Origin of the sequence: Shewanella canadensis (assembly GCF_003966225.1) — a bacterium.
Lineage (GTDB): Bacteria > Pseudomonadota > Gammaproteobacteria > Enterobacterales > Shewanellaceae > Shewanella > Shewanella canadensis.
Genome location: NZ_RXNU01000003.1, coordinates 88,698 through 104,539, shown reverse-complemented (window position 1 = coordinate 104,539; position 15,842 = coordinate 88,698). Strand labels below are relative to the sequence as shown.

Annotated in this window: 9 protein-coding genes; 5 read left to right on the top strand and 4 right to left on the bottom strand. The window is 47.2% G+C overall.

From position 1 onward, the window contains the following. Nucleotides 1-79 precede the first annotated feature (79 nt). The 5 genes from EKG38_RS06590 to EKG38_RS06570 all read left to right on the top strand — a co-directional run bounded on the left by EKG38_RS06590 (nucleotide 80) and on the right by EKG38_RS06570 (nucleotide 10,301). Nucleotides 80-1,366, top strand: coding sequence for a citrate synthase (locus EKG38_RS06590; RefSeq protein WP_126519497.1), 1,287 nt, complete (start codon nucleotides 80-82; stop codon nucleotides 1,364-1,366). Between the two features lie 462 nt (nucleotides 1,367-1,828). Further along, nucleotides 1,829-2,908 carry an efflux RND transporter periplasmic adaptor subunit gene (locus EKG38_RS06585; protein ID WP_126519496.1) on the top strand — a complete coding sequence of 360 codons (1,080 nt, stop codon included), beginning with the start codon at nucleotides 1,829-1,831 and terminating at the stop codon, nucleotides 2,906-2,908. Nucleotides 2,909-2,921: 13 nt separating this feature from the next. After that, nucleotides 2,922-6,185 (top strand): efflux RND transporter permease subunit, encoded by a 3,264-nt coding sequence (locus EKG38_RS06580; RefSeq protein WP_126519495.1) that lies wholly within the window; start codon nucleotides 2,922-2,924, stop codon nucleotides 6,183-6,185. After that, a complete protein-coding gene (locus EKG38_RS06575) occupies nucleotides 6,182-9,265 on the top strand; it encodes an efflux RND transporter permease subunit (protein ID WP_126519494.1) in 3,084 nt (1,027 codons plus the stop codon). The genes EKG38_RS06580 and EKG38_RS06575 overlap by 4 nt, the downstream gene beginning before the upstream one ends. A gap of 172 nt (nucleotides 9,266-9,437) precedes the next feature. Further along, nucleotides 9,438-10,301 carry an MBL fold metallo-hydrolase gene (locus EKG38_RS06570; protein WP_126519493.1) on the top strand — a complete coding sequence of 288 codons (864 nt, stop codon included), beginning with the start codon at nucleotides 9,438-9,440 and terminating at the stop codon, nucleotides 10,299-10,301. Nucleotides 10,302-10,460: 159 nt separating this feature from the next. Here the strand turns inward: EKG38_RS06570 and EKG38_RS06565 are convergent, their stop codons facing one another. Genes EKG38_RS06565 through EKG38_RS06550 form a run of 4 tightly spaced genes read right to left on the bottom strand, consistent with a single transcriptional unit; the run spans nucleotide 10,461 to nucleotide 15,840 of the window. Then, on the bottom strand, nucleotides 10,461-10,643 hold the full coding sequence (locus EKG38_RS06565; RefSeq protein WP_126519492.1) for a Trm112 family protein: 183 nt from the start codon (nucleotides 10,641-10,643) through the stop codon (nucleotides 10,461-10,463). A 32-nt stretch (nucleotides 10,644-10,675) separates the two neighbouring features. Continuing rightward, nucleotides 10,676-11,689 (bottom strand): tetraacyldisaccharide 4'-kinase, encoded by a 1,014-nt coding sequence (gene lpxK / locus EKG38_RS06560; protein WP_126519491.1) that lies wholly within the window; start codon nucleotides 11,687-11,689, stop codon nucleotides 10,676-10,678. Continuing rightward, nucleotides 11,690-13,504 (bottom strand): lipid A export permease/ATP-binding protein MsbA, encoded by a 1,815-nt coding sequence (gene msbA / locus EKG38_RS06555; protein ID WP_126519490.1) that lies wholly within the window; start codon nucleotides 13,502-13,504, stop codon nucleotides 11,690-11,692. Nucleotides 13,505-13,536: 32 nt separating this feature from the next. Further along, nucleotides 13,537-15,840, bottom strand: coding sequence for a DNA internalization-related competence protein ComEC/Rec2 (locus EKG38_RS06550; protein ID WP_126519489.1), 2,304 nt, complete (start codon nucleotides 15,838-15,840; stop codon nucleotides 13,537-13,539). Between the last annotated feature and the right edge of the window lie 2 nt (nucleotides 15,841-15,842).

Genomic DNA, 15,842 nt, shown 5'->3' with positions numbered 1-15,842 from the left:
GAAATGTGATCTAGATTCACTGTAAAGTATTGTCGTTGATAAGCCGCACTCACATAAGAATGAAGTAAGGAGAACGGGTATGGCTGATAATATAGCCAAATTGGAACTACCAGGGAATGAATCAATCGATCTGCCAGTCAAAAAGGGCACGGCGGGATTTGATGTTATTGACATCAGTAAGCTAGGTAGTAAAGGTCACTTTACCTTTGATCCAGGATTTCTCGCAACAGCTTCCTGTGAATCAGCAATTACCTACATTGATGGCGACCAGGGGATACTGCTTCATCGCGGTTACCCTATTGGTGAACTTGCCATTGATTCAGATTATTTAGATCTGTGTTATTTGCTTCTCTACGGAGAGTTACCATCTAAAACTCAGTATGAAAATTTTTGTCATACTGTAAAAAACCATACTATGGTGAACGAACAGCTTGTCGCCTTTTTCCGAGGCTTCAGACGTGATGCTCACCCCATGGCAATGCTTTGTGGTGTCACAGGAGCGTTATCTGCATTTTACCAAGATTCTTTGGATGTCAACGATGAGCGTCACCGCGAAATCGCTGCATTCCGTCTTGTCTCAAAAATGCCGACAATCGCAGCCATGTGTTACAAGTACTCTATCGGCCAACCATTCGTTTATCCACGCAATGATTTGAGCTACGCAGGCAACTTCCTCAGCATGATGTTTGCTGTACCTTGCGAAGAGTACAAAGTTAATCCAATCGTCGAACGCGCTATGGATCGCATCTTTATTCTGCATGCCGATCATGAGCAAAATGCATCGACCTCTACCGTTCGTCTGGCCGGTTCTTCAGGTGCTAACCCATTTGCATGTATTGCAGCGGGTATCGCATCACTATGGGGACCTGCTCATGGCGGCGCAAACGAAGCATGTTTGAAGATGTTGGAAGAGATCGGCAGTGTTGATCGTATTCCTGAGTTTATTGCACGAGCTAAGGATAAAGAAGATCCTTTCCGTCTGATGGGCTTCGGACATCGCGTTTACAAGAACTTCGATCCGCGAGCTAAAGTGATGCGTGAGACCTGTCATGAAGTCTTAGGTGAGTTGAAAGTTAACGATCCACTACTTGATGTCGCTATGGAACTCGAGCGTATTGCCCTTGAAGATGAATATTTCGTCTCTAAGAAGCTGTATCCAAATGTTGATTTCTATTCAGGCATCATCATGAAGGCTATCGGTATTCCAACCAGCATGTTCACCGTACTATTCGCACTTGCGCGTACTGTCGGTTGGATTGCTCACTGGAAAGAGATGCTGGATCAGCCTGGTCATAAGATCAGCCGACCCCGTCAGCTTTACACCGGTGCAGCAGAGCGTGACTTTGTTTCAAAAGAGAATCGTTAATGTAAGTTTCTAGGAGCTAGAACCTAGAACCTGAAAAAAGGCACTCATCGAGTGCCTTTTTTGTATCTGACGTGTGCTCAATGCGAGCGACCCTAATCGACTCCTTTGCGGTCAAAGCAACCATAAACAGGGTTGTATTTTCATCATGATCGATTCTTCCTCCACCAAACTTTCTGAACAATCTCTCTTATACCGATAGGTATTACTCATTGTTGTGCAGAGGTGCCGTTATTGCTCTGGTACATTTTGTTGCAATTAGAATTATTTCAGTCACCCATTTACGCACAGATCTCTCTATAGTCAAAAACATCATTTTTTAAACATTTTCGCTACAAAGTTTGCATTCGAGTTAACCCATGCTCAATCTTCGAATTTAAACCACTGAAAAACATAGGTTATTAACTTTGGCACAACTTGTGCTTTATTGATGTTAATTGGATCAAAAAACATAGGTAAACTTACATGGACTCTCTAAACAAACGCGCTAATAACTGTTTCAAAATCGCCCTTCCACTGCTATTAGTCGCCGTATTAAGTGCCTGTGGCGCAGAAGAGGAAGTTAAGGAAGAGGAAAAATATGCGGTACCGGTTGAAATTACAACCGTCCTCCAGGGAGATGTATCCTCATTTTACAGTACAACTGCGACCTTAGAAGCCCCACAAGAAGCTAACGTAGTCACACGTATTTCCGGTTTAATTGAAAGTATTAACGTTGAAGAGGGTGACCGGGTCACCAAGGGGCAACTCCTTGCTGTAATCGATGCAAAGAGACAGAGATTTGAACTTGCCCGCTCACAAGCCGAAGTTGAAATTATCGAGCAAGAGCTAAACCGCCTTAAAAAGATGAGCAACAAAGAGTTTTTCAGCGCGGACTCTATGGCCAAACTCGAGTACAACCTGCAGGCCGCTCTCGCCAAGCGAGATTTAGCCGCACTTCAGGTTCAGGAAAGTATGGTTCGCTCCCCAATCGATGGTGTGGTAGCGACGCGATTTGTAAAAGCCGGCAATATGGCCAAAGAATTTGATGAACTGTTTTATGTTGTTAATCAGGATGAACTCTATGGCATCGTTCACCTACCGGAGCAACAACTACAGAGTCTTCGCTTAGGACAAGACGCTCAAATTTTTGCTAACAAACATACAGATCAAACGGTTCACGCCAAAGTGCTTCGTATCAGTCCGGTCGTCGATGCTCAAAGCGGTACGTTCAAAGTGACCCTGTCGGTGCCAAACAAAAATGCCACCTTAAAAGCCGGCATGTTCACACGTGTTGAGCTCAGGTATGACACACACAATAACGTTATTACCGTTCCATATAACGCCGTGGTTAATCAGGATAATGAGTTTGCCCTGTATGTGATTGATGGCGATAACGCGAACCGCCGCGCTGTTTCGTTAGGTTACCGTGAGGCCGATACCGTAGAGATAATCGCAGGTATCGAACCCGGTGAGCAGATCGTCATCAGAGGCCACCAGAACCTGAAAGATCAATCCCTTGTCGAAGTGATTGGATCATTAGACTTAGCATCTGCAACTAAATAACGGAGCAAGGTCTATGTCTATTATAAAAACATCAGTAAACCGACCTGTCACCGTATGGATGTTCATGTTTGCGGTTATCTTGTTCGGTATGGTTGGCTTCTCTCGTCTGGCGGTAAAGCTACTGCCAGACTTGAGCTATCCCACTATCACAATTCGAACCCAGTATATCGGCGCGGCTCCCGTTGAAGTCGAACAGTTGGTTTCAAAACCTATCGAAGAGTCTGCTGGTATCGTAAAAGGGCTGCGTAAGATCAGTTCCATCTCCCGCTCTGGCATGTCAGATGTCGTACTCGAGTTCGAGTGGGGCACAGATATGGATATGGCAAGCCTGGATGTCAGAGAGAAAATCGATACCATAGAACTCCCGTTAGATGTAAAAAAGCCGCTACTGCTGCGCTTTAATCCAAACCTGGACCCTATCGTTCGCCTGGCCCTTTCGGTACCCGATGCCAGCGATACCGACCTTAAGCAGATGCGTACCTACGCTGAAGAGGAGCTTAAGCGACAGTTAGAGTCATTATCTGGCGTGGCTGCGGTCCGGTTATCCGGCGGTTTGCAGCAAGAGGTTCATATACAACTCAATCAGGAAAAGCTGACTCAACTTAACTTAAATGCGGAACTTATCCGCAACCGTATCGCCGAAGAAAATATTAACCTCTCGGCAGGTAAAGTGATCCAAGGGGACAAAGAGTATCTGGTCAGGACGCTAAACCAGTTCAACTCCCTCGAAGAGTTAGGCCAAATCGTTGTGTATCGTGACGCGCAGACATTAGTTCGACTGTTCGAAGTCGCCGAAATTGTCGACGCACACAAAGAGCGTAACGACATAACCCGAATAGGTGATCAGGAGTCGATTGAACTCGCTATCTACAAAGAGGGTGATGCAAACACCGTGGCCGTTGCCCGTAAAGTCACTGCTGCACTAGAGACGTTAAATGAACAAGGCAGTAAATCTGAACTCAAGGTTATCTACGATCAATCAGAATTTATTGAAAGTGCCGTCAGTGAAGTTACCTCAGCGGCCTTGATAGGTAGCTTGCTATCGATGTTAATTATCTATCTGTTTTTGAGAGATATCATTCCAACATTGATCATATCAATCTCGATACCCTTTTCGGTTATTGCCACCTTCAACATGATGTATTTCGCCGACATCAGCTTAAATATCATGTCACTGGGAGGCATAGCGCTGGCGGTCGGTTTATTGGTCGACAATGCCATTGTGGTCCTCGAAAATATCGACCGATGTCGCTCCCTTGGCATGAATAAACTCGATGCGGCTGTAACAGGAACCAAAGAGGTCGCTGGAGCCATCTTCGCTTCTACGTTGACAACATTGGCCGTATTTGTGCCATTGGTCTTCGTCGACGGCGTGGCCGGTGCACTGTTCTCTGATCAGGCATTGACCGTCACCTTCGCACTGTTAGCCTCATTGCTCGTGGCATTAACCACTATTCCTATGTTGGCATCCCGGGAAGGATTTAAGGCACTCCCACCTATGGTTGAGAAAGTAGTCAAACCTAAGCCTGAAACCCGAGTCGCCAAGCTCAAGCACTACAGTGCAACCGTGTTCTCTTTCCCGTTTGTTCTGCTGTTTAGCTATCTGCCGAGTCTATTACTGACATTGGCCCTACTCATCGGTCGCTTCGTCTCTTGGTTAACCGGGCTGGTTATGCGTCCACTGAGCTCCGGTTTCAACTGGCTCTACCAGAAGTTAGAATCTGTCTATCATGTTCTGCTCGCTCAGGCACTTAAGTTTAAAGTGCTGACATTGAGCATCGCAATTCTAGTCACCCTTGGTGCAGCCTCACTGTTTCCCAAATTGGGAATGGAGCTGATCCCACCGATGAACCAGGGTGAATTTTATGTCGAAATTTTATTACCGCCAGGCACTGAGGTCACTGAAACTGATAAGATATTACGCAAGCTCGCCCTATCGATTAAAGACAGGGAAGATGTTAAACACGCTTATAGCCAAGCGGGTAGTGGCGGCCTGATGACGTCGGACACCTCTCGTGGTGGCGAAAATTGGGGACGCCTACAGGTCGTACTCGCCGATCACAACGCCTTTGATGCCGTAGCTTCGGTATTGCGTACAACCGCGATGCGCATCCCGGAGCTGGAGGCTCAAATTCAACATCCTGAGCTATTTAGCTTTAAAACACCGTTAGAGATAGAGTTGATCGGCTATGAGCTGGCTCAGCTGAAAAATACCGCTGACAATCTGGTTGATGCCCTCTCCGACTCTGACCGATTTGCCGATATCAATACCAGTCTGCGTGACGGTCAACCTGAGCTTAGCATTCGTTTTGACCATGAGCGGTTAGCCGCGCTGGGAATGGATGCGCCCACGGTCGCGAACCGAATTGCACAACGCATCGGTGGCACCATTGCCAGCCAATACACAGTAAGAGATCGTAAAATAGATATTTTGGTCAGAAGTGCAATCGAAGAGCGCGATCAGATAAGCGACATCGACTCAATGATTGTCAACCCTGATAGTAACCATCCTATTGCTCTGAGCGCCGTGGCAGATGTCAGCTTAAAGCTGGGCCCATCGGCGATCAACCGTATCAGCCAGCAACGAGTGGCAATCGTCTCCGCTAATCTGGCCTATGGCGATCTTAACGAAGCCGTTTTGGAAGCCAGAGATATTCTCGCTCAGCAGACATTACCGACTTCGATTCAAGCCCGCTTTGGTGGCCAAAACGAGGAGATGGAGCACTCTTTCCAATCCTTGCAAATCGCACTCGTGTTGGCCGTGTTCTTAGTTTATCTCGTCATGGCGAGTCAGTTTGAATCATTATTACACCCACTACTTATTCTTATCGCCGTACCTATGGCGGTTGGAGGGAGTGTGTTCGGACTCTATATCACTCAGACTCACTTGAGTGTCGTGGTGTTTATCGGTCTTATCATGCTCGCGGGTATCGTAGTGAATAATGCCATCGTTCTGGTAGACAGGATTAACCAACTCAGGCAGGAGGGACGCGATAAGATGGATGCCATATCTGAAGCGGCAAAATCACGCCTTCGCCCGATTATCATGACGACTTTAACGACGGCACTGGGTTTATCGCCTATGGCCCTGGGTCTGGGAGATGGGTCAGAAGTTCGCGCCCCGATGGCCATCACGGTTATTTTTGGTCTGACGCTGTCAACCTTGCTCACCTTAGTGGTGATCCCAGTACTGTATGCACTTTTCGATCGCAAAGAGTTCAAGGTGAAGAAGAGTGACGCGAGCCCAGAGGCTGCAACGCTTGGAGGTCAGGCATGAACTTAACCCGTTTAGCCATTAAGAGGCCCGTTACCACCAGCATGTTTTTCGTGGCCATTTTACTGTTTGGGCTCGCTTCCAGCCGGTTATTACCCCTGGAGATGTTTCCCGGTATCGACATGCCTCAGGTTAACATTGAGGTGCCTTACAAAGGTTCTACCCCGGCCGAAGTAGAGCGCGACATCACCAGGGTGCTCGAGGAATCTTTGGCGACCATGAGCGGAATCGAAGAGCTGAGATCCAGCTCTTCACAAAATGGCGCCGAAATTGAACTGAGAATGAAGTGGGGACAAAACGTCGCCACTAAGAGCCTGGAAGCCAGAGAGAAAATTGATGCCGTCAGGCATCTGCTGCCTAAAGATGTGGAGCGCGTCTTTATCAGGCAGTTCTCTACTGCCGATATGCCGGTGCTTAATTTAAGAATATCCAGTGACCGCGAACTTTCCGGTGCCTTCGATCTACTCGACAAGCAGCTCAAACGTCCCCTGGAGCGCGTCGAGGGCGTGTCTCAGGTGACCCTCTATGGCGTCGAACAGAAACAGATCGAGATACGGGTTAATGCGGATAAGTTATCTGCGAGTAACATCTCGATTCAAGCTCTGACGCGCAGGCTGCAGCAAGAAAACTTTGTCATCAGCGCCGGAATATTGAGAACCGATTCCCGCGTCTATCAGGTCTCCCCTAAAGGAGAGTTCAGAAACCTCGATGAGATTAACAACTTAGTCCTCACCCCAGGCGTGACCTTAGGCGATATCGCCACGGTCAGCTTCTCTCTGCCGGAGCGTCTGGATGGTCGTCACTTAGATCAAAACTATGCCGTCGGTCTCGATGTATTTAAAGAGTCCGGTGCCAACCTGGTTGAAGTCTCAAAACGCGTGATGAAAGTCATCGAGAATGCGAAGAAAGATCAACAGTTTCAAGGCATCAAACTGTATGTCATGGAAGATCAGGCCTATGGCGTGACCTCGTCACTGGAAGACCTGCTCACCGCAGGCCTTATCGGTGCCCTATTATCATTTGCCGTGCTCTATCTGTTTTTACGCAACCTAAAGATGACCTTAGTCGTCGTGACCTCTGTGCCAATCTCGATATGCATGACACTTGCGGCCATGTATCTGCTTGGCTACAGCCTGAATATTCTCTCTATGATGGGATTACTGCTGGCCGTGGGCATGCTTATCGATAATGCCGTGGTGGTGACAGAGAGTGTATTGCAGGAGAAACAGGCACAAGCCGAGGGACAATCTCTGGGACAAGGTATCGACTCCGGTGATGAGCAAGACAATGATCCAGTACTCACGGGTGTCAATAAAGTCGCCCTCGCGGTACTCGCCGGTACGCTCACTACGGCTATCGTGTTCCTGCCCAATATCTTCGGGGTGAAGGTCGAGCTGACCATCTTCCTCGAGCATGTGGCAATTGCCATCTGTATCTCTCTCGCCGCCTCACTGTTAGTGGCTAAAACCTTACTGCCTCTCATGCTGAGCCGTATGAATTTTGAGATCGATCCTCAGAAGAAGGAGAGTAAGCTTCGAAGCTATTATCATCGCAGCCTGAATTGGATTTTATCTCACCCGCGCATATCTGGCGTCATCGCTCTGTTAATGCTTGCCTCAACGGCATTACCACTCAACATGGTTAAGCAAGATCAATCTGACGGTGAAGGGAACAATAAACTCTACATCAATTATCAGGTCGAAGGCCGTCACAGCCTAGATGTCACCGAAGCTATGATCACCAAGATGGAAAAGTATCTTTATGCCAATCAAGATAAGTTTCAGATAGATTCTGTTTACAGCTACTTCTCGGCCGACCGCGGCCAATCGACCCTGATCCTCAATGAAGATGTTGAGATCGACATGAAGGCACTGAAGAAAAGCATACGAGAAGGCTTTCCGAAGTTTTCGATTGCTAAACCACAATTCGGTTGGGGCAGTGACAATAACGGACTCAGGGTCTCGCTAACCGGCCGCTCAACCAGCGACCTGATTAAGTTAAGTGAACAAGTTATCCCGTTACTGTCTTCGATAGAGGGGTTAACCGATGTGAGATCTGAGCTCAGCGGTGCACAGCAAGAGGTGGTCATCCGTGTCGATCGTGAGATGGCTGCCAGACTAGACCTTAAGCTCAATGAAGTCGCCTCGAGTATCTCTATGGCGCTTCGTGGGACGCAGCTACGCTCTTTCCGTCACGATCCCAATGGAGAACTGCGTATCGAGATGTCGTTCGAACAGCAATGGCGTCTGTCGCTTGAGAAATTGAAACAACTGCCGGTGATCAGAATCGATAACCGTGTTTATACTCTGGACAGTTTGGCTAAAATTGAGATATTGCCTCGATTTGACACCATCAGACACTATGACAGACAAACGGCGCTATCGATCGGGGCCAATCTTGACGACTTAACCACGGAAGAAGCGCAGGAGAAGATCACTCAGGCGTTGGAGACGATAAACTTTCCGGCTGGATACGGCTACTCCCTCAGAGGCGGTTTTCAGAAACAAGATGAAGATGAGGCGGTAATGGCAACGAATATGCTGCTTGCGATTGCGATGATCTACATCGTTATGGCGGCCCTGTTTGAATCTTTACTGCTACCGACTGCGATTATCACCTCTATTCTGTTTTCAATAACCGGTGTCTTTTGGGCACTGCTGTTTACCGGCACCCCGATGTCTATTATGGCTATGATAGGGATATTAATCTTGATGGGCATTGTCGTGAACAACGGCATCGTTTTGGTTGACCAAATCAATCAGCTCTCACCCGATTTAGACAAGCTATCTGATACCATCAGTGAGGTGTGTCACTCACGTCTGCGTCCGGTGTTAATGACCGTTGGCACGACAGTGCTCGGACTCGTGCCTCTGGCCATGGGAGATACCCAGCTAGGTGGCGGCGGTCCATCATATTCACCCATGGCCATTGCTATCATAGGTGGATTGACGTTCTCAACCGTGACCAGCTTATATCTGGTTCCCCTTTGCTATCAGGCGCTATACAGAATGCGATTCCGTGCGGCGATTAAACTCGGTCAGGCCGATCGCGTATCCAAACGTCTGCTACCATGGGCACAATAATGAAAAGATAAAATAGATAGGTTGTCACGCCCTAAAATACTGAGATGATTTTTCTAAAAGCCAGTAGCTATCAGCTACTGGCTTTTTCATCGCGTACATTTGTTAAATTATTGTCATGCAAAGCGATATTTGATGATAAGCTAACCAAAAGGCATAGCTCAAGGCTAAGATAATGAAAACGAAAATACTGACATTGCTATCGATAGGCTGTTTACTTTCGCCACTTGCTCTTGCCGATGACGACAGATTCAAAGACGTTGTCATCACACCACAAAAGCTCTCGCAAACGAGTTATATGTTTACCGGCTCAGGGGGCAATATTGGTGTCTCGGCGGGTAAAGACGGCATCCTCATTATTGATAATCAATTTGCTCCATTAGCGGATAAGATCACCGCCGCCCTGTCAAGCATCCAACCCGGCTCACCTAAGTACGTGGTTAATACTCACTATCATGGAGACCATACCGGAGGTAACAACCTCTTCGGCATAAGTGGGATTATTTTTGCCCATCACAATGTACTTAAACGTCTATCCTCAAACACAAGCTACCAGCCGAGCGCTCTACCCAGTATCACTTATCATGAGGGCACCACAATCCATTTCAATGGGGACAGCTTACAGCTGCTTCATATGGGACCCGGTCATACCGATGGGGATAGTATTGTGCTTTGGGCGGATAAGAGTGTAGTCCATATGGGCGATCTGTTCTTTAAAGACAAGTATCCCTATATTGATCTTAAAGCTGGCGGTTCGGTGAAGGGCTACCGGGACAATGTGGCTATCGTTATCGACCAAATCGACTCACAGACTAAGGTGATCCCGGGACACGGGGAACTTGCGACTAAAGACGATCTTATTCGCTTCAAGCATATGCTCGATGGGTCGATCGATTGGATGGAGAGTCAATTATCTGATGGGGCAGCACTCCAGCAGATCCAAGAGAAGGGGCTACCTGAGCAATGGAAGCACTGGGGCTGGTCGTTTATTTCAGAAGAGAAATGGATAGCCACCTTATATGAAGGACTAAAACGCTAACGGAGAGAGCGCCGACTAAGCTTATAAATACAAAAAAACGCCATCGAATGTGGCGTTTTTCTTATCACCTATTTCTTATAACCTATTTCTTATAACCTAAATGTCGAAGCCGAGATTATGTAGCCTAAGCTCTGTTAACCCAAGCCACGATAAAAACAATTAAGATTCGGCTTCTTGCCAGCGTTCGGCTTTATTTTCCAGTAAGACTGGGATCCCATCATTGATCGGATAAGCCAGATGATCAGCCTTACAGATGAGTCGCTGTGATGACTTCTCATAATCAAGCTTACCTTTACACACAGGACAAGCCACGATCTCTAACAGTTTTTTATCAAACGACATTGTTATTCCTTTTGGTATAAATATGACGACTGCTAACGTTTTAGTTTATCTAATATCAGCCGATCGAAATTTGAGGATAGCTTCGCATCAACGGGAAGATACCACCAGTTTTGTTTTGCAAAATCGCGACATTTAACCGCATCTTTCTCAGTCATTATGATGGGGAGATCACCGCAGAGTTCTGTGAGTTCATTTTCGCAATAGGCTTGATGATCTTCAAACGCCTTAACGCGATTTAAATTAAAACCCGCGTTAGTCAGTGAGGTAAAAAAACGTTGTGGATTACCGATACCGGCAATGGCAACCACAGCGTCATTGAGAGCCGGAGCTTGTTCATTTGAATGGGCGACAGGCTTTAATGCACCCTGTACCAGGCTCATAGCGTGCTCCCCCTCAATACTCTGACCGCCATTGACCACGACGGCATCCACTTGTTTAACGCGCCACAGCCCTTCTCTAAGGGGTCCTGCGGGCAATAGTGAGCCGTTTCCGAAGCGTCTATCTCCATCTAAGATCAATAACTCGATATCTCGCCCTAAAGCGTAATGTTGAAGGCCATCATCACTGATGATGACGTCGACATTGAAATGGGTAAGCAAATGCTTTCCCGCATGGATTCGATTGCGACCAATCACCATGGGCACTCCGGTTCGGCCAACGATCATGGCGGGTTCATCACCCACATCCCGAGCCGCCATCGAAGGTAATACGCTTCTTACCCCTTCAAAGTTAACCCCATATCCGCGGCTGATAACCCCAGGTTTGTACCCATGTAGCCTTAATAGCTCAACCAAATAGATAACCGTGGGCGTCTTACCACTTCCCCCCACCGTGATATTGCCGACAACGATGACAGGCACAGGTAATCTGGATTGTTTTTTGATCCCAAGCTTAAATAAGCTACGACGCAGAGCGGTTATCGCAGCAAACAGGAGAGAGAGTGGCCACAACAGCAGTTGAATTAATTTTATCAGCAAAAAAAGGCCTTTAGACTGAGTGTCTAAAAAACCTTTCGGATACCATAAACGATTTACAAATGCCTGCATTTAGCTGCCGAACTGCATCTGATAAAGCTTAGCGTACATGCCATCTTGCTCGAGCAGTGATTGGTGGTTTCCACGCTCAATAATCTGCCCCTGATCCACAACCAGAATTTGGTCGGCACTTTCAATGGTAGACAGGCGATGAGCAATCACAATCGAGGTGCGATTATGTCTTAAATTATCCAGCCCCAATTGAATCGCTTTCTCCGATTCGGTATCCAGGGCCGATGTTGCCTCATCTAAAATGAGTACCGGTGAGTTACGTAGGATGGCTCTCGCGATAGCGATACGTTGCCTCTGTCCCCCGGACAGCATCACGCCGTCTTCACCGATTTGGGTATCTAAGCCTTCAGGCAGTTGCTCGATAAACTCCATCGCATGAGCTAATGTCGCCGCCTCAATGATCTGCTCTTTCGTCGCTTCACCAGAATAAGCATAGGCAATGTTATTCGCAATGGAGTCGTTAAACAGCGTCACCTGCTGGGATACCAATGCCACTTGGTCCCGCAAACAGGTAAGCGTGTAATCATCGATATTGACGCCATCCAATGTGATCTTACCTTCACTCAGCCCGGTGTAAAAACGGGTGACTAAATTTGCAATGGTCGATTTACCGGAACCGGAGCGGCCAACCAGAGCAATCGTTTTCCCCTGTTCGACGGTAAAGTTAATATCCTTCAACGCAGCCTTTTCTTGCCCGGGATAGCTGAAGTTAACCTGATTAAAGCTGAGATCGCCTTGGACTCTCTCAACTTGGTAGGTCCCGTTATCGACCTCAGGAGAGGTATCCAATAACTCAAAAACCGTCGTACATGCCGCAATACCACGCTGAAATTCGGCATTGACTCGCGTTAAGTTTTTAATCGGTTGAAGCATGGCTAACATGGCACCGAGAATGGTCGCGAATGTTCCGGCGGTTAGCTCCGCTTTGAGGCTATCTATGCTGGCTGCATACAGAACAAATGCTAAGGCGAATGACCCAATGATCATCACCAATGGCTGGCTTACAGATTGCGCCATCGCTAGCTTCATTGTCTGATAACGATTTTGATCGTTGACCTTCCAAAAACGCGCAGCTTCAGTTTCTTGCCCACCGAATGAAAGCACATTTTTGTGCCCTTTGAGCATCTGCTCTGTGGCGGCGGTGACACTTCCCATTGCCGCCTGAATATTTTTAGAGACTTTTCTGAAGCGTTTGCTGACCGTAGCGATCACATAACCGATTATCGGTCCGATGACTAAGATACAAAGCGAGAGTTTCCAGGAGTAATAAAACATGATCCCCAACATACCAATCACAGTGATACTGTCACGAATGATGGTGATCATCGCACTGCCTGTCGCACGGGCAATCTGCTCTGTATCGTAGGTCACTCTGGAGATGAGGTTACCCGTATTCTCACTGTCCATATAGCTTACGGGTAACGTGAGATAATGTTCAAATACCTGCTGACGCATGTCCATAATGAGTCTGGCACTCATATACGAAATACTGTAGGTCGAGACAAAGTTAGCTAAACCGCGCAGGGTAAAGAGCCCTATCACGACAAAAGGTGCATAAAAGAGAACTTCATTGTTGGCATTAAAGCCGCCACTCGTACCCAGATCTAAAGTATTGATGCTTGAGGTCGCTTGACCCGCTTGGCCACCGAAGCCTTCATCGATAAAAGGTTTTATGACCGCAATGAATGTCGCATCAACAAGTGCGTATGTTGTCAGTCCAAGCACGGCAAAAGCAAACACTGCCTTTAATGGCTTCAGGTAACCGAGTAACCGTCTAAAAACGGTCCAAACTTCACTTTTAGTTGATTTTGTCATTGATGCTTCTATAAAGATGGAAAACGAGCATTCTACTCTGGATCGGCCAACTCGCCAAACCTAAACAATCCGTTATACCAAAATGGCGCAAGATCTGACCGATATGATTTAATTTCCCGCTCCCCCGGTTTGAAAATCACGCTAACCTGCCCCTCTTTTCCCGAGATAAGCATCTCACTTCCACTCACTTTATATCGATTAACGACATCCTGCTTAGGAAAACCATAGCGATTATTAAACCCTGATGGGAATAATACCAGCTCAGGAGAGACACTCTTGATAAATGCCTGAGTAGAGGAGGTTCGGCTTCCATGGTGAGGTGCGATAAGCACTTCACTTTGTAATGACAAACCTTCATTTAGCATCGCCCACTCGCCTCGCACCTCAATATCTCCGGGCAGAAGCAAACTGTGATAGCGATCGCTTACACTCAATACACATGAACCATCGTTGCCTCCCCGGGCCTGTTTCGGCCCCAAAACTTCAATGTTGAGTCCATACCAGTTGAATACTTTGGGACGACAATTTATATCCGAAAACTCAACAAGGTCGCTGACAACTTTGACACTTGGATATGCTTCGATGAGTTTATCGGCACCACCGGCATGGTCATTATCACCGTGGCTAAGCACAAGATAATCTAGATCGCTTATCCCTCTGGAATTGAGGAAGGGAAGAATGACTCGTTCGGCATAACTAAAATTGTCACCATAGGCCGCCCCGGTATCGTATACCCATGCCCGACCCGCTTTTTCTATCACAACACAGAGCCCCTGGCCTACATCGAGCAGATGAACTCGCCATTCATGGTGAGTCATAGGGACGAGTCGGCTCCATAGGGTTAACAACGCAGGCAAGAGAAAAACTAAAGAGACGAGCTTCCACTTTAGTTTTATCGAATGTGTGATGAGCCACAAGCCCATAAGACCCAATGCAAACGCCATAATCATCTTGTCAGAGATAGGAAACCAGGCCGACGGTAACTGCTCGAAGATGGTGAAAGCATAAAGCATTGGAGCCAAGCTGATATCGACAATAGCGAAGAGACCACTTAGCTCAAATCCTATAGCCATAGCTGCGCCCCACATAACAAGGCTCAGGATAGATAGTGGGATCACCACTATGCTGAACCAGGGAACAAACAGAAAATTAAACAGTAAACCATAAGGCGACATACCCCCAAAAAACAGGGCTTGTAACAGCCCTAAACCTAAGCTCAGTCGCCATTGAATTGACCAGAAAAGAGTGAGCTTTTGCTTAAAGCCCTGCCACCTCGAGTGCTCGGTATTAATATTTGAAATTGATAATGGTGTGCGACTTATCGTGAGTAAAATAATCGATAAGGCTAAAAATGAGAGCCAGAAACCGGCACTCAAACAGCAGAAAGGGTCGAAGAGTAACAGCAGAAACATCGCAGCTAACAGCCGCTCCCAGGGCGAGGAGAATCGTTTTATCATGCTTAGTATCAGTAACAACAGCAGCATCACCAAAGCACGCTGGGTTGGCAAGGCAAATCCGGCAAGATAGGCGTACATCGAACAGATCACCGCAGATAACATAGCCGCAAGCAGCAAGTTACGCCGACCTAGCTGAGGCGAGCAATAACTGAGCAGGGAAAACGCCCCCATAAAAACCCAGGCGGCAACAACCGAAAGATGCAGTCCCGAGATCGCAACTAGGTGACCGGAGCCCGTCACCCTCAGAGAATGCCAGCGCTGACTATCGATAAGGCTCTTATCACCGAGTAATAGGGCTAATATCAGATCGCCACTGTCTAATAATTTGAGATGCGGCATGAGCTCTGTGATGATTTTAGCCCTAAGCGAGTGACTGACACCCAATCGTCTCCCCTCTTGCACACTCCCCTTCCCCACAATATGACGACCCAGAAGCGCTCTTTGCTGATTATATCCCCCTTGGTTCAGTACACTGGTAATAGGCTTGGCTTTAATCTCAAACTCCCAGAGCTCTCCGAGTTCTATTTTTGGTGCTTTCTTCCAACTTATTCGTAAGTTTTTTGACAATAATTCACTCGACTTTGATCTCAACAACCGAATATCCATACTAAGCCAGTCGCTGTTTTGACTAACTAGTGATATGATTTCGCCCTTCACGATGAGATTCTGCTCTGTATTTAGCGGTTCCCATGTCAGTAATTGCTGGGCATAGATTGATACCCAAGCGACAGCCAGCAATGCTCCCGCGATAATAGGCAGACGCCTAAGCAAGATAATTCCGCTCAACGCAAATGCGGGAAGCGAGAGTAGAGGTGGCAGTGACGGCCATAGCATCGCACTGAGAATTATGGCACTGAAGCCAAACATAAATCGGTTCATAC

What these genes read in the sequence shown, in the direction of transcription:
- msbA (WP_126519490.1), bottom strand. Translation starts at nt 13,504, where the DNA reads ATGACAAAATCAACTAAAAGTGAAGTTTGGACCGTTTTTAGACGGTTA.
- EKG38_RS06570 (WP_126519493.1), top strand. Translation starts at nt 9,438, where the DNA reads ATGAAAACGAAAATACTGACATTGCTATCGATAGGCTGTTTACTTTCG.
- EKG38_RS06590 (WP_126519497.1), top strand. Translation starts at nt 80, where the DNA reads ATGGCTGATAATATAGCCAAATTGGAACTACCAGGGAATGAATCAATC.
- EKG38_RS06575 (WP_126519494.1), top strand. Translation starts at nt 6,182, where the DNA reads ATGAACTTAACCCGTTTAGCCATTAAGAGGCCCGTTACCACCAGCATG.
- EKG38_RS06550 (WP_126519489.1), bottom strand. Translation starts at nt 15,840, where the DNA reads ATGAACCGATTTATGTTTGGCTTCAGTGCCATAATTCTCAGTGCGATG.
- lpxK (WP_126519491.1), bottom strand. Translation starts at nt 11,689, where the DNA reads ATGCAGGCATTTGTAAATCGTTTATGGTATCCGAAAGGTTTTTTAGAC.
- EKG38_RS06580 (WP_126519495.1), top strand. Translation starts at nt 2,922, where the DNA reads ATGTCTATTATAAAAACATCAGTAAACCGACCTGTCACCGTATGGATG.
- EKG38_RS06585 (WP_126519496.1), top strand. Translation starts at nt 1,829, where the DNA reads ATGGACTCTCTAAACAAACGCGCTAATAACTGTTTCAAAATCGCCCTT.
- EKG38_RS06565 (WP_126519492.1), bottom strand. Translation starts at nt 10,643, where the DNA reads ATGTCGTTTGATAAAAAACTGTTAGAGATCGTGGCTTGTCCTGTGTGT.